This window comes from Kineococcus auxinigenes (assembly GCF_050871525.1).
GTDB lineage: Bacteria > Actinomycetota > Actinomycetes > Actinomycetales > Kineococcaceae > Kineococcus.
The window spans coordinates 14776-31723 of record NZ_JBKBCT010000011.1 but is presented as its reverse complement, the minus strand read 5'-3'; the positions used below and the strand labels follow the sequence as shown (position 1 = coordinate 31723).

Sequence of the window (16948 nt, the reverse complement as noted above, 5' to 3'; positions counted from 1 at the left end):
GGGCGGGGTGCGCTCAGCCCACGTCGACGAACACCGGGTTCGTGTAGCACCACAGGTCGTCCCACGGGTCGGAGTCGCCGATCCGGTCCACGAGCGGGTGCCCGTCGGCGGCGGCGTGCCGGCCGTCGCTGCCGCGGAACCGCACGTAGAAGGAGTCCTCCACCCCGCGCAGCGTCACGGTGAACCGCTGGCGGCCGCGGGCGTTCGCGGGCACCTCGAAGCTCTCCACCACGCGGGTGCCGGGCGCCTGCCACAGGTCGCGGTCGGCGTCGGCGACGCGTCCCGTCACGGTGCCGACGATGACGTCCCAGCGCGCCGAGCGGGGAACTTCCCCGCTGCCGTTGGGCTCGGTGGCGGGGTCGACGAGGAGTTCCACCTCGACGTCCCCGCCGCGGCGCACCGAGGTGCGCGCGCCGAAGGTGACGCCGGGGCCCTCGCCGCCCGGTCGGACCCGCGCCTCCACCGCCCGCACCAGCCCGCCGTGCACGACGAACACCCGCCCGGCGCGCAGGGCCCTCATGACGGAGCGGTAGTCGCGGCGCGGGGAGCCCACGCAGGTGCGCGAGTAGAAACCCGGCGCGAAGTCCACGTACCCGTGCTGGGGGACACCGGTGTCGACGGGGGTGCCGCGGTGGCCGTGCTCGACGTAGAAGGAGCGGTCCGGGTTCGGGACGGCCACGGTGTCGCCGTGGTCGAAGTGGTTGTCGGAGTTCGCGGTGATCCACCACGGCAACCCCTCGGCCAGCAGGGAGTCCCACAACCCGCCCACCCGCGCGGTGGCGGCGTCGAAACCGCCCCAGGTGCGGTACTGGTCCAGGTCGTAGCCGGGGAACGACCACCGGCCGGGCGACTCGTCGTACTGCCCGCGCCCGCGGCCGCGCCCCAGCGGCGCGGGCAGCGCCGCCGCCTGGTGGCCCGGAGCCCCCTCCCAGCCGACGAAGACGCCGGGTGCGGCGTCGCGCCAGCCGCGGACCTTCGACGGGGAGACCCGCCCGGTGCGCATCGGGTGGTTCGAGAGGACCAGCGCCTCCCCCACGCCGCCGGTGCGCAGCTCCTCGACCAGCCACACCAGGGCGTCCAGACCCAGGCGCTCGGCCTCGGGGCCGCCCTGCACGGAGTGCTCGATGAGCCGGGGGCCGGCGGGGTTCGAGGCGGCGGCCACGACGTCGCCGTCGAACATCCGCTCGAACCGCTCCAGCAGGTCCGGGGTGCCCTCGTGGTCCGGGGCGATGAACGTGGCGTGCTCGGCGCCGGGGATGTTCCACTCCATGCCCTGGAACACCAGGACGGGGTGGTCGCGGCGGGCCTGCGCGATGAGCGGGGTCTGCAGCGCCACGGACTGCTTGGCGTGGTCCGGGCCGCCGTGGTCGGTGATGACCATCCAGTCCAGCCCGCACTCGCGCGCGCGCCGCACCTGGTCGTCCACGGTGTACATCGCGTCGCGCGAGAACGTCGTGTGGATGTGGTGGTCGCCGGCGTACCAGGCGAAGTCGCGCTCGTCGCCGGCCGAGGCGGCGACGCTCTCCCAGACGGGCGGGGGCGGTGCGGCGGGACCGTGGGAGTGCACGGCCCCACCCTGCCAGCCCCCGGCCGCGCCGCCGGCACGGCACCCTCCGCGGCGTTCACCCCGGAGATCGACCCGCACCTCAGTAGACTCACTCACCGTGACGCCGCCACTACCGGAAGCCGCGGAGAGGGTGCCCCGGCACCTCCGCGCGCGACCCGGGCGCGCACAGGGCCCTCCGGCCGAGGACGCCGCCGCCGCAGCGCTGCCCGACGAGCTGACCGCCACCGGCGGGGACGACACCTCCCCGCGCGCCGACGTCCCCGCCCCCGCCACCGGCGAGCGGCTGCTCGCGGTGGCCGACACCGCGCACGACGTCCTGACCCGCGTGGTGACCGACGTGCTCACCACCAGCCGCACCGAGTGGGCCTGGCTCAGCGGCGAGGACCGCGCCCGGCACCTGTTCACCCTCGCCGACGTCCTGGCCGACCACGTCCACCCCCTCGCCGTGACCGCGGCCCTGACGACCGGGCGCCCCGTGGCGGCCGGGATCACCTCCGACGGCCCCCGCCTGCTGGACGCGGCGTTCTCCACCGCCGGGTGGGCCGACAAGCTCGACGCCCTCGGGGTGGACGCCACCCCCGGCGGCGTCGTCGCGGTCCTGACCAGCTGGCGCAGCACCCCGGCGGCCGTCGCCACCGCGCTCACCGCGGCGCTCGCCGCCGGAGCCGGCGTCCTGCTGCGCCCCGACGCGCAGTCCGCCCCCGTCGCCGATCGCCTCGTGCGCGCGTGCACCGACGCCGGCCTGCCCGCCGGCCTGGTGGCCAGCGCACCGGGCCGCGACCCCACCGCCGACGCGGTGCTGTGGGAGGCCGACGGGCTGCTCGCCGTGCGCGCCGACGGCACCGCCGGGCAGCTGCGCGAGCTCGCCCTCGACCTCGCCGACCGCGGCACCCCCCTGGTGGCCGACGCCGGCACCACCGCCGTGGACGTCGTCCTGCGCGGCGCCGACCTCGACGCCGCGGTCCCGGCCCTGCTGACCGGTCTCACCGACGGCGCCCACACCCGCCCCGGCGGCTCGCGGGTCCTCGTGGTGGAGGAGCTCGCCGAGGAGCTCGTGGCCCGCCTGGACGCCGGCGCGGCCGCCCTGCGCCCGGGGCACCCCCTGGAGCGCACCACCCGCGTCGGCCCCTGCCCGACCCCGGAGGTGGCGCACGCCGCCGCCGCCGTGGCCCACGCCCCCGCCGGGGCGCTGGCCGGCCTGCCCGCCGGCGGCTGGTGGGCACCGCCCGCCGTGGTCGCCACCGGCCGGCGCACGCTGCCCCCGCCGCCCGGCCCCGTGCTGGGCGTGCGCACCGTGCGCTCCGGCACCGACCCCCGCACGCTGCTGGCCGAGGCCACCGCCGTCACGGTGTGGGGCCCCACCGGCCCGGAGCGGCGCGGCTGGCTGGCCGAGGCGCACCGCGAGCGCCTGGGCCTGGACGCCCCCGCGGGCCCGGACGCGCGCTTGGACGCGCAGCTGCTGCTGCGGGCGTGCCGTGGCTGAGCCGCCCGGGGACCCGGCGGGACCGGGCGTGGGCGAGGACGTGGTGCGCAAGGTGCTGGCCGCCGCCGCACCCGGCGCGGCAGCGGTGGCGGCGACCGCGCCGCTGGCGCGGGGGCGGGCGCTGCTGTCGGTGGCGGTGGACCTGGAGTCGCGCCGCGCGGAGCTGGTGGACCTGGTGCGGCGCACCGAGCGCTGCCGGCTCTCGGAGGCCCTGGCGGCGGTGGACTACTGCATCGACACCGCGGTGCGCTGGGCGGGCTGGGCGGACAAGCTGGACCTGCTGGTGCCGCGGCTGCCCGGCAGCGTGCCGCCGTCGGTGGTGGGCGTCCTGGGCGGCGGCCGGCTGCTGCCCACCGTGCGCACGACGCTGGCGGTCCTGGCCGCCGGTGGGTCCTGCGTCCTGACCGGCGGCGGCGTGCTGGAACGGCTGGCCGACGCCGTGGTCGCCGAGCTCGGCGACGGGGCGGCGGCCGCGCTGCCGCAGGACCCGGCCACGACCGCACTGCTGGCCGGCGGGGTGGAGGTGCTGGACGCGCGCTGGGCGGGGGCGGAGTTCACCGCCGCGGTGCGCCGGGCCGCCGCGGCCGCCGGCACCCGGGTGCTGCGGCCGGTCGAGGCGGGACCGCCGTCCGACGCCGGCCTCCTGGGCCCCCTGCTGCGCGACGTCTCCCTCACCGGCTGACGCACGGCCACCGGCGCGTCCCGGGTTCGCGCTCGTGGTCGGTGCCCCGGGCACCGGTCCTCCAGTCCGCCACGGTGGTTGACGATGCAAGCAGTGGAAGTGATCACCCCCTGTTCGGAGGAACCCGTGAACGCGAACAACACCCGCCGCACGAGCGCCGGTGCGTGGTGGTCGGACCGCGGCATCGCCGTCAAGGTCCTCGCCGCCGTCGCCCTGGCCGCGCTGCTCGGCGTCCTCGTCGGCGTGACGGGACTGCGCTCCCTGGGCGCGGTGCGGGACAGCGCCGCGCTCATGAACGAGGAGGGCGTCACCGCGATCAGCGCCGTCGACGACGTCGCGATCCAGTTCCGCGAAGCCCGCGTCGACTTCCTCAGCCACGTCCTGAGCACCGACGCGGCGGTCAAGGCCGCCAAGGAGACGGAGCTCACCGACGACCGCGCCGCGGTGGAGGAGGCCCTGGCCGTCTACGAGAGCACCGACCAGACCGGGCGCGAGGAGCACGTGCAGGCCTTCGAGGAGAGCTGGGCCGCCTACAACGAGCTGCGCGACGCCGAGGGTCTGCCCGCCAGCCTCGCCGGCGACCTGGAGCGGGTGAACGAGGTGCAGGAGCAGCTCGGTGAGCACACCGCCGCCATGAACGAGGCCCTCGCGACGCTGCGCGAGCTCGACAGCGCGGCCGTCGACGAGCTCGCCGCCGACGTCGATGCGACCTACGCGGCCAGCCGCACCACCGTCCTGGTCCTGCTGGTGGTGGGCATCACCCTGGCGCTGGCCGTCGGTGCCGCGATCGCCCGCTCCATCGCCGCCGGGCTCGGCAAGGTGCAGGCCGTCGCCGACGGCCTCAAGGACGGCGACCTGACCCGCACGGCGGGCCTGACCTCCGCCGACGAGCTGGGCCGCACCGCGCAGTCGCTGGACACCGCGACCGCGCAGCTGCGCGAGCTGGTCGCCACCATCGACACCGCCTCCACCGGCGTCGCGGCCTCCGCGCAGCAGCTGTCGGCGATCTCCACCCAGATCGCCGCCGGCGCCGAGGAGACCTCCGCGCAGGCCGGTGTCGTCTCCGGCGCCGCCGAGGAGGTCTCCTCCAACGTCCAGACCGTCGCGGCCGGTTCGGAGGAGATGGGCGCCTCCATCCGCGAGATCTCCTCGAACACCGACGAGGCCGCGCGGGTGGCCTCCGAGGCCGTGCGCGTGGCGGAGTCCACCAGCCGCACCATCACGGCGCTGGGCGAGTCCTCCCAGGAGATCGGCTCGGTGGTCAAGGTCATCACCGCCATCGCCGAGCAGACGAACCTGCTGGCGCTGAACGCCACCATCGAGGCCGCCCGCGCCGGCGAGATGGGCAAGGGCTTCGCCGTCGTCGCCGGGGAGGTCAAGGAACTGGCGCAGCAGACCGCCCGCGCCACCGACGACATCTCCCGCCGGGTGCAGGCCATCCAGGCCGACGCCGGCGGCGCCGTGGGGGCGATCGAGGAGATCTCCTCCATCATCGGCCGCATCAACGACTTCCAGGTGACGATCTCCTCCGCGGTGGAGGAGCAGACCGCGACGACCGCGGAGATGAACCGCAACGTCGCCGCCGCCGCTTCGTCGTCGGGCGACATCGCCGCCAACATCGCCGGGGTGGCCGACGCCGCCTCCTCCACCGCCCAGGCGGTCACCGAGTCGCAGCAGACCAGCGCCGACCTGGCCCGGACCTCCCGGGAACTGAGCGCCCTGGTGGCGCGCTTCCGGTACTGACCCGCACCCGGCACCGCGGAAAACCCCTCGCCCGCGGTGCCGGGGAGTTCCTACCGTCGCAGCTGTGACCGCTTCCGCGCAGAGCAGGAGCGCCGCGCACCCGCTCGAGCCGTACGGCTGGGACGAGCGGTGGGAGATCGCGCTGGCGCAGCACCACCACGAGCACCCCGGGCCCCTGGTGCCCGCCCGCGTCCAGCGCGCCCACCGCGGCGCGCTGGACGTGCAGACCCCGCTGGGGCCGCAGCGCGTGACCGTCCCGCGCACGGCGCTGCCCGCCCCCACCACCGGCGACTGGGTGGTGCTGGGCCTGGCGGGGGCGGAACCGGAACTGCTCGCGGTGCTGCCGCGGCGCACCGCCCTGACCCGCGCGGAGGTCTCCGGGCGCTCAGCGGAACAGGTCCTGGCGGCGAACGTCGACACCGTCCTGGTCACCGTGGCGCCGGCCCGGCGGGCGCCGCTGGGCCGCGTCGAACGGTTCCTCACCCTGGCGTGGAACTCCGGCGCCCGGCCCGTCGTGGCGCTCACCAAGAGCGACCTGCTCGAGGGACCGGAACTCCCACGGGCCCTGGCCGAGGTGGAGGGTTCCGCGCTCGGCGCACCCGTGCTGGCCGTGAGCGCCGAGCGCGGTGCGGGGATCACGGAACTGCGCGACGCCCTGTCCGGGACCGTGGCGCTCATCGGGCCGTCCGGCGCGGGCAAGTCCACGCTCGCCAACGCCCTGCTCGGGGAGGACCGGTTCGCCACGGGTGCGGTGCGCTCGGGCGACGGCAAGGGGCGGCACACCACCGTGCACCGCGAACTGGTGCCGCTGCCCGGTGGGCTGGTGCTCGTGGACACCCCCGGCCTGCGCAGCGTCGGCCTGGGCGCGGAGGGTTCCGCCGAGAGCCTGCAGCGCACGTTCGCCGACGTGGAGGACCTCGCGGTGGACTGCCGGTTCGCCGACTGCTCGCACACCCGCGAACCCGGGTGCGCGGTGCTGGCCGCGATCGAGGCGGGGGTGGTGGACCGCCGGCGGCTGGACAGCTACCGCAAGCTCGAGCGCGAGCAGGAGTGGTTCGCGGCCCGCACCGACGCGCGGTTGCGGGCGGAACGCGCGCAGCGGTGGAAGGTGATCCACAAGCAGCAGCGCGCGCACCGCCCGCGCCCCTGACGTCAGCCCTGCTCGCTCCCGCGCAGTTGCGCGCGAGCCGCGTCATACGCCGGGCGGATCACGTCGGACGCCAGCGCCAGGCGGTCGGGGAACGGCAGGAACGAGGCGGCCAGCGCGGTGATGGTGGCGCGCTCCACGTCCTCCAGCGTCCAGCCGGCCCCGTCGGCCAGCAGGGCGAACTCCTGCGAGAGCGTCGTGGCGGACACCAGGCGGTTGTCGGTGTTGACGGACACCGAGAACCCGAGGTCCTTCAGCGCGGTGGCGGGGTGCTCGGCGACGCTGGTGGCGGCACCGGTCTGCACGTTGCTCGACGGCGCCAGCTCCAGCACCACGCCGCGGTCGCGCACCCAGCTCGCCACCCGGCCCAGCCGGGCGTTCGGCATCCCGAACCGGTCGGTTCCGTCGGAGAACTCGATGTCCTCCACGATCCGCACGCCGTGGCCGATGCGCTGCGCGCCGCACGGGAACAGCGCCTCCGCGATGCTCTGCACCCCGGCGGCCTCCCCCGCGTGGATGGTGACGGGGAAGTTCGCCGCGTGCAGCAGGTCGAACGCCTCGCGGTGCCGGCCGGGCGGGAAACCGTCCTCGGCACCGGCGATGTCGTAGCCGACGACGCGGCCGTCGGGGTCGTCGCGGTGCCGCAGGGTCAGCTCAGCGATCTCCAGGGACCGGTCGGCGTGCCGCATGCCCGTCAGCAGGGTGCCCACGCGGATCGTGCGCCCGGACTCGGCGGCCAGCTGCTCACCGCGGCGCATCCCCTCCTCCACGGCGAGCACGACCTCGTCGAGGCTCAGGCCGCCGCGCAGGTGCTGCTCGGGGGCGTAGCGCAGCTCGCCGTAGACGACGCCGTCCTCGGCGAGGTCCAGGACCGCCTCGGTGGCCACCCGGGCCAGGGACTCCGCGTCCTGCATGACGGCGACGGTGTGGTCGAACGTCTCCAGGTAGCGGACCAGGGAACCGGAGTCGGCGGACTCGCGGAACCACTCCGCGAGCTGCTCGGGGTCGGTGGTGGGCAGGGTGTGCCCGTTGGCGGAGGCGATCTCCACGATGGTGGACGGCCGCAGACCGCCGTCGAGGTGGTCGTGCAGGGACACCTTGGGCAGGGCGCGCATGTCGTCGAGAGTGCTCACCCCCCGATCCTGACAGCCCCGCGCCCCTCCTAGCCTGCGGGCGTGTCCTCCCCCACGCCGGTCGCGCTGAGCGTGCGCGACGCCACCGCCGCCGATGCCGCCGCCTGCGCCGCCCTGTACGCCCCCTACGTGCGCGGGACGACGATCTCCTTCGAGGAGGAGGCGCCGGACGCGGCGGAGGTGGCCCGGCGCATCGCGCGGGCGCAGGAGCGGCACGCCTGGATCGTCGCCGAAGAGCCCGGCGCCGGGGACAGCGGCGGCGACGGCCCCCGGGTGGTGGCGTACGCGTACGCCGGGCCGTTCTCCGGCCGGGCCGCCTACCGCTGGTCGTGCGAGGTGAGCGTGTACGCCGAGCTCGGGCGCCGCCGCAGCGGGGTGGGGCGCCTGCTGTACGGGGAGCTGTTCGCACGCCTGGGACGGCGCGGGTACCGCTCCCTGTTCGCCGGGGTCGCCGAGCCGAACGCGGCGAGCGCCGGGCTGCACGCGGCGATGGGCTTCGAGCGCGTCGGCACCTACCGGCGGGTCGGCTTCAAGCACGGCGCCTGGCGGGACGTGACCTGGTGGCAGCGCGCGCTCGGCGAGGACGGCCCCGCGGGCGAGCCGCCGGCCGAGCCGCGCTGACTCCACTCCCTCCCTCTCCCCGCGGTGATCTTGCGCGGTTGAGGGCTCAACCGTGCAAGATCACGACGGGCGGGGAGGGAGGGGGCAGCGGGGCGGGTGAGCGGGCGGGTAGCGCGGGGTGGACGTAGCGTCGGCGCGGCGCCCCAGGGCGCCGCCCGAGCGTCTCCACGGGAGAGGAACCCCATGACCGTCGCGAACAGCGGCACCATCGACCTGGGCGGCAAGACCGTCCACCGCCTCGGCTACGGCGCGATGCGCATCACCGGCCCCGGGATCTGGGGGCCGCCGAAGGACCACGACGAGGCCGTGCGCGTCCTGCGCCGCTCCGTCGAGCTCGGCGTGACGTTCATCGACACCGCCGACTCCTACGGCCCCTTCGTGTCGGAGGACCTCATCAAGGAGGCCCTGCACGACGGGACCGGCTACGGCGACGTCGTCATCGCCACCAAGGGCGGGCTGACCCGCCACGGTCCGGACGTGTGGCCGCCGCTGGGCCGCCCGGAGTACCTGCGCCAGTGCATCCTGATGTCGCTGCGCCGCCTCGGGGTCGAGCGGATCGACCTGTGGCAGCTGCACCGCATCGACGCGAAGGTGCCCCGCGAGGAGCAGTTCGGCGAGATCAAGTCGTTCCTCGACGAGGGCCTGGCGAAGCAGGTCGGCCTGTCGGAGGTCGACGTGGACGACGTGAAGGCCGCCCAGGCCGCCGGGCTCCCCGTCGCCTCCGTGCAGAACCGCTACAACCTCGGCGACCGCCGGGCGGAGGAGCTGCTGGACTTCTGCACCGAGCAGGGCATCGCGTTCATCCCGTGGGCGCCCGTGGACGCCGGCACCCTCGCCCGCCCGGGCGGCCCGCTGGACGCGGTGGCCGGCAACCACCCCGGCACCACGACCGGTCAGCTCGCGCTGGCGTGGCTGCTGCGCCGCTCCCCCGTCATCGTGCCGATCCCCGGCACCTCCTCGGTGGAGCACCTGGAGGAGAACTGCGCCGCGGCCGACGTGGAGCTGACCGACGAGGAGTTCCAGGCCCTCACCGACGCCGCCTGAGCGGCCGACGGGCCCCGGCGCGCGCCGGGGCCCGTGGTGGTCACTCGACGGTCACACCGAGGTTCTCGTTGAAGTCCTGCTGGCACTGCTGCTGCGCGGCCAGGTCGTCGCCGGCGTTCTGCAGGCACTCGGTGAGGTCGGCACCGCCGTTGTTCCAGAACGCCGTGCCGACGGCGATGGTGATCGCCAGGAAGATCGCGCTGACGATCACGGCGAGGACGCTGGTGACCACGCCGGCGATCGCCACGCCGCGGTTGGTGGCCTGCCCCCGCTTGGCGCGCTTCATCCCGACGATGCCCAGGATCAGCCCGATGATGCCCGGGATGAGCCCGACGCCGAAGAACCAGCACAGCAGCAGGCCGATGATGCCCAGGATCAGCGACGCCAGGCCGGCGCCGTTGCGGGGCTGCGCACCGTAGGGCTGCTCCTGGTACCCGCCGTACTGGTTGCCGTGCTCGTTGCCGTACTGGTTGCCGTACTCGTTGCCCGGCGTCGACATGTCGTCCCCTCGTTCCCGTCCGGTCGCGGCTGTCGTTCGGACGCCGATCGTGTCAGTTCCCGCGGGCCGCAGCACGCGGGGCGCGCGGGCCCGCCGGGTTCAGGCGGTGACGCGGCGGTGCAGCAGCGGCACCGCGGCGGGCGCCGCGTCCCCGACCGCGAGGCCGGGCTCCAGCGCCTGCATCGCCCAGTCGAAGCGCTCGGGGGTGTCGGTGTGCAGGGTGGCGATCCGCTGCCCGGCGCGCACGGCGTCGCCGCGCACGGCGTGCAGCTCCACCCCGGCCCCGGCCTGCACGGTCTCCTCGCGGCGGGCGCGGCCGGCGCCCAGGCGCCAGGCGGCCACCCCCACGGCCATCGCGTCGACCTCGGTGAGGTACCCGTCGGCGGTGGCGAGGACGTCGTGGGTGTGCGCCGCGGTCGGCAGGGGCGCGTCCGGGTCGCCGCCCTGCGCGGCGACCATGCGGCGCCAGGCGTCCATGGCGCGCCCGTCGGCGAGGGCGTCGACCGGGTCGACCGCGTCCAGCCCCACCGCGGCGAGCATCTCGCGCGCCAGCACCAGGGTGATCTCCACGAGGTCGGCGGGGCCGCCGCCGGCGAGGACCTCGACGGACTCGCGCACCTCCAGCGCGTTGCCGGCGGTGCGACCCAGCGGGGTGGACATGTCGGTGACCAGGGCGGTGGTGCGCACGCCCGCGTCGGTCCCCAGCGCCACCATCGCCTCGGCCAGCGCCACCGACTGCGCCAGCTCCTTCATGAACGCCCCGGAGCCGGTCTTGACGTCGAGGACGAGCGCGCTGGTGCCCTCGGCGATCTTCTTGCTCATGATGGAGCTGGCGATCAGCGGGATCGCCTCCACCGTGCCGGTGACGTCGCGCAGGGCGTAGAGCTTCTTGTCCGCCGGGGCGAGGTCGCCGGTGGCGGCGCAGATCACGGCACCGACGTCGATCAGCTGCTGCCGGATCTCGGGCAGCTCCAGCGAGGCGCGCCAGCCGGGGATGGACTCCAGCTTGTCCAGGGTGCCGCCGGTGTGGCCGAGGCCCCGCCCGGACAGCTGCGGCACCGCCGCCCCGCAGGCGGCCACCAGCGGAGCCAGCGGCAGCGTCACCTTGTCGCCGACGCCGCCGGTGGAGTGCTTGTCCACGCTGGGGCGGGGCAGGTCGGTGAAGTCCAGCCGGGAGCCGGAGGCGATCATCGCGGCGGTCCAGCGGCTGACCTCCTCGCGGGACATGCCGTTGAGGAACACCGCCATGGCCAGCGCCGACATCTGCTCCTCGGCGACCTCGCCGCGGGTGTAGGCGTCGATCACCCAGTCGATCTGGGCGTCGGACAGGCGGCCGCCGTCGCGCTTGGTGCGGATGACGTCGACGGCGGCGAACCGCTGGCTCACGGGCGGGGCTCCTCGGTGGGGTCGCTGGGGGCGGGGGTCCTGCGGGCGGGGTCGTCCAGGTCGTGCGGGCCGAACGCGTCGGGCAGCACCTCGGTCATGGGCAGCACCCCGCGCGGGGTGTCCACCAGCAGGGCGGGGCCGCCGAACTCGTACAGCAGCTGGCGGCAGCGCCCGCACGGCATGAGCACGTTCCCGGCGCCGTCCACGCAGGCGAACGCCACGAGCCGGCCGCCGCCGCTCATCCGCAGCTGCCCCACCAGGGTGCACTCCGCGCACAGCGTCACGCCGTAGGAGGCGTTCTCGATGTTGGCCCCCGACACCACGCGCCCGTCGTCGACGAGCGCGGCGGCGCCCACGGGGAAGCGCGAGTACGGCGAGTAGGAGTGGGCCAGGGCCGCGCGCGCCGCGGCGCGCAGGGCCCCGAAGTCGGGGTCGGGGACGTCGGGTCCAGGACGGGTCACGGGTTCCTCCCTCACGCCGGGTACGGCTCACCGCTGGCCGCCGGGGGGCGCACCCGACCGACGAAACCGGCCACCGCGAAGATCGTCGCCAGGTACGGCAGCGCCGACAGGAAGCTGGCCGGGACCGCCGAGCCGTACGGCAGGACGCCCACGAGGGTCTGCAGCGCGGCGAAGAAGCCGAACAGCAGCGAGGCCGCCACGGCGCCCTTGGGGGTCCAGCGCCCGAAGATGACCGCGGCCAGGGCGATGAAGCCCTTGCCCGCCGACATGTTCTCGGTGAACGGCCCGATGGTGCCGACCGACAGGAACGCCCCGCCCAGGCCCGCCATGCCGCCGGCGACGACCACGTTGACGTAGCGCATCCGCAGCACCGGCACCCCGAGGGTGTCGGCGGCCTTGGGGTGCTCGCCCACGGCCCGGGTGCGCAGGCCCCAGCGGGTGCGGAACAGCACGACCTGCAGCGCCACGATGAGCACGTACATGAGGTAGACGACGACGTTCGCGTCGAAGAGCAGCGGCCCCAGCACCGGGATCTCCGACAGCACCGGGATCGCCACCGGCTGCAGGACGCCGGGCGAGTTGAACCGGGCGGTGTCGGACTGCATGAGCGCCTTGTACGCCCAGCCGGTGAACCCCAGGGCGGCGGCGTTGAGGACCACGCCGAGGATGACCTGGTTGACGCGGTAGCGGATCGCGAACACCGCCAGCAGCCAGCCGACGAGCGCCCCGGCCAGCACCGCGCCGACGACGCCGGCGCCGAGGCTGCCGGCCAGGCTGGCGACGAGGGCGGCGGTGAACGCCCCGGTGAGCAGCTGGCCCTCGATGGCGACGTTGACGACGCCGCTGCGCTCGCCGAGGACGCCGGCCAGCGCGCCGAGGATCAGCGGGGTGGCCAGGAACACCGTCGAGCGCAGCAGGCGCACCACGTCGATGGAGGAACCCTCGCCGCCGCTCATCGCCCACGCCAGGAAGGCCAGGACGAAGGCGACGACCGCGATGCCCGCCACCACGGGGGTGCGGCGGGAGCGGAACCCGCGGGCGAGCTGGTACAGCCCCAGCAGCGCCACCAGGCCGCCGAGGACGACCGGCGTGGCGGTGCCGGGCAGGGTGAGGTCGGGCAGCGTCACGGCGGTGCCCTCGCCGAAGCTGAACGTGGCGTCGCCCGGACCGGAGCCCAGGCCCCAGCCCACGACGGTCACCAGGCCCACGAGGAGCAGCAGGACCCCGCTGACGCCGCGGGCGCGGCGCCCGGCGCGGGGCTCGACGGCCTCGTGCGTCACGACGGCCTCCGGTCGCGTCGGCGCGCTCACCGGCTCCACCCCCCGGCCAGCTCGGTGCCGACGCCGCGACCGCCGGCGCGCAGCCGGAACACGGCCCGCACGAGGGCGGGCGCGGCGATGAACAGGACGATGAGGGCCTGCAGCACCCCGACGAGGTCGACGGGCACGCCGGTGGCCGACTGCATCTGGACCCCGCCGGCGCGCAGGCCGCCGAACAGCAGGCCGGCGGCGATGACGCCGTAGGGGTTGTTGCGGCCCAGCAGCGCCACGGTGATGGCGTCGAAGCCGATGCTGCCGGCGACGCTGCCGGTGACGCTGCTGCTGACGCCGAGGACCTGCGAGGCGCCGGCCAGCCCGGCCAGCCCCCCCGACAGGCCCATGGCCACGACCTGCAGCCGTCCCACGGACATGCCCGCGGTGCGGGCGGCGTCGGCGTTGGCGCCCACGGCGCGCAGCCGGAAACCGAGCCGGGAGCGGGTGAACAGCCAGTGCACCGCGACCGCGGCGAGCACCGCCAGCAGCAGTCCGGCGTGCACGCGCAGCGGGCTGCCCAGCAGCAGCGGCAGGGTGGCGTCGGCGTCGACCTGCTCGGAGATGGCCTGCCCGTACGGGGGGCGCTGGAACCCGCGGGTGGTGAGCAGGAAGTTCAGCAGGTTGATCGCCACGTAGTTGAGCATGATCGTGGTGATGACCTCGTGGGCGCCGGTGCGGGCCTTCAGCCAGCCGACGATCCCGCCCCACAGGGCGCCGCCGAGCAGGCCGCCGGCCAGGGCGACGAGCAGGTGCAGCACCACGGGCAGGTCCCAGGTGAACCCGAGCCAGGCGGCGGTGATCGCACCGAGGATCACCTGGCCCTGCGCGCCGATGTTGAACAACCCGACCCGGAACGCCAGGGCGACAGCGAGGCCGCCGAGGATCAGCGGGGTGGCGTTGACGAGGGTCTCGGAGATCGGGCCCAGGGCACCCTTGCCGGACAGGTCCGGGCTGTAGAGCGCGCCCTCCAGCAGCGCGAGGTAGGCGTCGCGCACCGCGTACCAGGCGTTGGAGAACGTGTCCCACGGGTAGGTGAAGAAGTAGCTCGCGGCGGCGCGGGTGCCGGCGTCGCCGACGGCGATGAGCACCGCCCCCACCAGCAGCGCGCCGACGACGGCGAAGACGGTGACGAGCCACTCGCCACCGGCGACGGCCCGCCGGCGGCCGACGGGGCCCGACGCCGGGGACGGACCCGGCCGGGCCGGGGCTTGGGTGCTCACGCGGTTCCTCCCTGCGGCTGCGCACCGGCCATGAGCAGCCCCAGCTGCTCGGGGTCGGCGTCCGGGCCGACCTCCCCGGCGATGCGCCCGCGGTACATGACGACGATGCGGTCCGCGAGGGCGCGCACCTCGTCCAGTTCGGTGGACACGAGCAGGACGGCGGCGCCGCGGTCGCGCTCGGCGACGATCCGCTGGTGCACGAACTCCTGGCTGCCGACGTCGACGCCGCGGGTCGGCTGGGCGACCACGAGCAGCCGCAGCGGCCGGGACATCTCCCGGGCCAGCACGACCTTCTGCTGGTTGCCGCCGGAGAGGGTGGCCACGGGCGCCTGCGCGCTGGGGGTGCGGATGTCGAACTCCGCCACCCGCTCGGCGGCGTTGCGCTCCACCGCCGCGCGGTCCACGGCCGGGCCGGCGGAGAAGGTGGGGGTGTCGACCAGGTCCAGGACGAGGTTCTCGGCGATGCTGAAGGAGGCGACGAGCCCGTCGTGCAGGCGGTCCTCGGGCACGTAGCCCACCCCGCGCTGCAGCAGCCGGCGCACGTCCAGGCCGGTGACGTCCTCGCCGGCCAGGCGCACGCTGCCGGCGTCCACGGCCTGCAGGCCGACGACGCTGCGCGTCAGCTCGCTCTGGCCGTTGCCGTCGACGCCGGCGACGGCCAGCACCTCCCCGGCGCGCACCGTGAGGCTGACGCCGTCCAGCAGGACCGCGCCGCCCGGGGCGGCCACGCGCAGGCCGCTCACCTCCAGGACCGGCTCGCCCGGGGCGGCCGGGGCCTTGTCGACGACCAGGCGCACGTCGCGGCCGACCATGAGGGCGGCCAGCTCCTCCTGGGAGGCGCTCGGCTCGGCCGAGCCCACGACGCGGCCGCGGCGGATGACGGTGATGCGGTCGGCGACCGCCTTCACCTCCCGCAGCTTGTGGGTGATGAAGACGATGGAAGTGCCGGAGTCGGCCAGCTCGCGCATGACCCGCATGAGGTCGTCGGTCTCGGCGGGCGTGAGCACCGCGGTGGGCTCGTCCAGGACGAGGACCTTCGCCTCGCGCAGCAGCGCCTTGAGGATCTCCACGCGCTGCTGCACACCGACGGCGAGGTCGCCCACCAGGGCGTCCGGCGGCACGGCCAGGCCGAAGCGCTCGGAGGTCTCCACCACGCGCTCGCGCGCCCGGCGGCGGTCCAGCAGGCCACCGCCGCGGGTCAGCTCCGCGCCCAGCACGATGTTCTCCGCGGCGGTGAAGCCGGGGACCAGCATGAAGTGCTGGTGCACCATGCCGATGCCCGCGGCCATCGCGTCGCCCGGGGAGGAGAACTCCACCGGCCGGCCGTCGACGAGGATCTGCCCCTCGTCGGGCGTGTACAGCCCGTACAGCACGTTCATCAGCGTGCTCTTGCCGGCGCCGTTCTCCCCCAGGAGGGCGTGGATCTCACCCTCGCGGATCGTCAGGTCGATCCCGTCGTTGGCGACGAGAGGCCCGAAGCGCTTGGTGATCCCTCGGAGTTCCAGCTCCACGTGCGCGTCGTCCCTCTCGTCGCCGTCGAACCCGCTGCCGTGCCGGCGCTCAGCCGGCGGTGATGGCGTTCGGGGAGGTGATCTCGATGCTGCCGTCCACGATGCCCTCGCGCACCGTCTCCAGCTGGTCCTTCAGCTCCTGCGGCACCTGGTCCTCGAACCGGTTGAAGGGCGCCAGGCCGACGCCCTCGTTCTCCAGGGTGCCGACGTAGGAACCGGTGGGCGCCTCGCCGTCGGCGGCGGCCAGCACGTACTCCTTCACCGAGTCGGTGAGGTTCTTCGTCACCGAGGAGATGAAGTAGTCGCAGTACTGCGCCGCGCTCTCGCAGCCGTCGGTGTCCACCCAGACGAGGTTGAGGTTCCCGCCGGCGGCCTCGGCGGCGGCGCCGGCGCCCAGGCCGGCCTGGCCGGCCACCGGCATGACGATGTCGGCGCCCTGGGCGGCGAGGGTCTCGGTGATCGAGCGGCCCGCGGCCTGGTCGGTGAAGCTGTTGGCGAAGGTGCCGCCGTCGGGGTTGTTCTCGTCCCAGCCGATCACGCGCACGTTCGTGCCGTTCTGCTGGTTGTAGTGCTGCACGCCCTCCCAGAAGCCGTCCATGAAGATGGTGACCGGCGGGATGGGCAGGCCGCCCCAGGTGCCGACGACACCCGTCTTCGTCATGCCGGCGGCCAGGTACCCGCCCAGGAACGCGGCCTCGGCGGTGTTGTACTGCAGGCCGTAGACGTTCTCCAGCTCCGAGGCGGAGTCGATCTCCGCGAACGCCTGCTCGGGGTTGGCCGAGGCGACCTCCTTCATCGCGTCGGCCATCAGGCCGCCGACGCCGATGATCGTGTCGCAGCCCTGCTGCACCTGCGCCTGGAGGTTCGGCACGTACTGCGTGTCGTCGGCCGACGGCACGTAGGAGACCTCGATGTCCGGGTTCTCGGCCGCGGCGGCCTCCATGCCGGCCCAGGAGGACTGGTTGAAGGAGCGGTCGTCCACACCGCCGGTGTCCAGGACCATGCAGGCCTTGAACGCCTCGCCGCCGGAGGTGCCGCCCTCGGCGGCGGTGTCGGCGGGACGCTCGCCGCAGGAGGCGAGCATGAGGACGGCGGCACCGACGGCCGCGGCCGGGGCGAGGCGGGAGAGGGTCTTCAC

Annotated in this window: 15 protein-coding genes; 6 read left to right on the top strand and 9 right to left on the bottom strand. The window is 75.2% G+C overall.

Going from position 1 to position 16948, the window contains the following annotated elements:
- Nucleotides 1–13: 13 nt before the first annotated feature.
- Nucleotides 14–1567: a PHP domain-containing protein gene (locus ACRYR9_RS05680; protein WP_432494077.1), complete on the bottom strand. Its 1554-nt coding sequence runs from the start codon at nt 1565–1567 to the stop codon at nt 14–16.
- Nucleotides 1568–1697: 130 nt separating this feature from the next.
- On the opposite strand from ACRYR9_RS05680, the gene ACRYR9_RS05675 reads away from it, so the two are divergent.
- From ACRYR9_RS05675 to rsgA, 4 genes are all read left to right on the top strand, one after another.
- Nucleotides 1698–3050, top strand: a complete 1353-nt coding sequence (locus ACRYR9_RS05675; protein ID WP_432494079.1) for an aldehyde dehydrogenase family protein — start codon at nt 1698–1700, stop codon at nt 3048–3050.
- Entirely contained in the window at nt 3043–3732 is a 690-nt protein-coding gene (locus ACRYR9_RS05670) for an aldehyde dehydrogenase family protein (RefSeq protein WP_432525992.1), read from the top strand. Before ACRYR9_RS05675 ends, ACRYR9_RS05670 begins: the two co-directional genes overlap by 8 nt.
- A 126-nt stretch (nt 3733–3858) precedes the next feature.
- Nucleotides 3859–5475 (top strand): methyl-accepting chemotaxis protein, encoded by a 1617-nt coding sequence (locus ACRYR9_RS05665; RefSeq protein ID WP_432496722.1) that lies wholly within the window; start codon nt 3859–3861, stop codon nt 5473–5475.
- Between the two features lie 64 nt (nt 5476–5539).
- Nucleotides 5540–6625, top strand: a complete 1086-nt coding sequence (gene rsgA, locus ACRYR9_RS05660) for a ribosome small subunit-dependent GTPase A (RefSeq protein WP_432496719.1) — start codon at nt 5540–5542, stop codon at nt 6623–6625.
- A gap of 2 nt (nt 6626–6627) precedes the next feature.
- On the opposite strand, the gene ACRYR9_RS05655 is transcribed toward rsgA, so the two are convergent.
- Entirely contained in the window at nt 6628–7737 is a 1110-nt protein-coding gene (locus tag ACRYR9_RS05655) for an adenosine deaminase (protein ID WP_432496732.1), read from the bottom strand.
- Between the two features lie 60 nt (nt 7738–7797).
- Between ACRYR9_RS05655 and ACRYR9_RS05650 the strand changes: the two genes are divergently transcribed.
- A complete protein-coding gene (locus ACRYR9_RS05650) occupies nt 7798–8376 on the top strand; it encodes a GNAT family N-acetyltransferase (RefSeq protein ID WP_432496716.1) in 579 nt (192 codons plus the stop codon).
- Nucleotides 8377–8559: 183 nt separating this feature from the next.
- Entirely contained in the window at nt 8560–9420 is an 861-nt protein-coding gene (locus ACRYR9_RS05645; protein WP_432496713.1) for an aldo/keto reductase, read from the top strand.
- Nucleotides 9421–9460: 40 nt separating this feature from the next.
- On the opposite strand, the gene ACRYR9_RS05640 is transcribed toward ACRYR9_RS05645, so the two are convergent.
- From ACRYR9_RS05640 to ACRYR9_RS05610, 7 genes are all read right to left on the bottom strand, one after another.
- Nucleotides 9461–9919, bottom strand: coding sequence for a DUF4190 domain-containing protein (locus ACRYR9_RS05640; protein ID WP_432496710.1), 459 nt, complete (start codon nt 9917–9919; stop codon nt 9461–9463).
- A 99-nt stretch (nt 9920–10018) separates the two neighbouring features.
- The gene (locus ACRYR9_RS05635; RefSeq protein ID WP_432496707.1) at nt 10019–11305 is read right to left on the bottom strand and encodes a thymidine phosphorylase; all 1287 of its coding nucleotides are present in this window, start codon (nt 11303–11305) and stop codon (nt 10019–10021) included.
- Nucleotides 11302–11766: a cytidine deaminase gene (locus tag ACRYR9_RS05630; protein WP_432496705.1), complete on the bottom strand. Its 465-nt coding sequence runs from the start codon at nt 11764–11766 to the stop codon at nt 11302–11304. The genes ACRYR9_RS05635 and ACRYR9_RS05630 overlap by 4 nt, the downstream gene beginning before the upstream one ends.
- A gap of 11 nt (nt 11767–11777) precedes the next feature.
- Nucleotides 11778–13076 (bottom strand): ABC transporter permease, encoded by a 1299-nt coding sequence (locus ACRYR9_RS05625; RefSeq protein WP_432496702.1) that lies wholly within the window; start codon nt 13074–13076, stop codon nt 11778–11780.
- On the bottom strand, nt 13073–14299 hold the full coding sequence (locus ACRYR9_RS05620; protein WP_432496700.1) for an ABC transporter permease: 1227 nt from the start codon (nt 14297–14299) through the stop codon (nt 13073–13075). The genes ACRYR9_RS05625 and ACRYR9_RS05620 overlap by 4 nt, the downstream gene beginning before the upstream one ends.
- Nucleotides 14296–15810 carry an ABC transporter ATP-binding protein gene (locus ACRYR9_RS05615; RefSeq protein ID WP_432496698.1) on the bottom strand — a complete coding sequence of 505 codons (1515 nt, stop codon included), beginning with the start codon at nt 15808–15810 and terminating at the stop codon, nt 14296–14298. The genes ACRYR9_RS05620 and ACRYR9_RS05615 overlap by 4 nt, the downstream gene beginning before the upstream one ends.
- A gap of 49 nt (nt 15811–15859) precedes the next feature.
- Nucleotides 15860–16894, bottom strand: coding sequence for a BMP family lipoprotein (locus ACRYR9_RS05610; protein ID WP_432496730.1), 1035 nt, complete (start codon nt 16892–16894; stop codon nt 15860–15862).
- Between the last annotated feature and the right edge of the window lie 54 nt (nt 16895–16948).

What these genes read in the sequence shown, in the direction of transcription:
- ACRYR9_RS05640 (WP_432496710.1), bottom strand. Translation starts at nt 9,919, where the DNA reads ATGTCGACGCCGGGCAACGAGTACGGCAACCAGTACGGCAACGAGCAC.
- ACRYR9_RS05610 (WP_432496730.1), bottom strand. Translation starts at nt 16,894, where the DNA reads ATGCTCGCCTCCTGCGGCGAGCGTCCCGCCGACACCGCCGCCGAGGGC.
- ACRYR9_RS05645 (WP_432496713.1), top strand. Translation starts at nt 8,560, where the DNA reads ATGACCGTCGCGAACAGCGGCACCATCGACCTGGGCGGCAAGACCGTC.
- ACRYR9_RS05655 (WP_432496732.1), bottom strand. Translation starts at nt 7,737, where the DNA reads ATGCGCGCCCTGCCCAAGGTGTCCCTGCACGACCACCTCGACGGCGGT.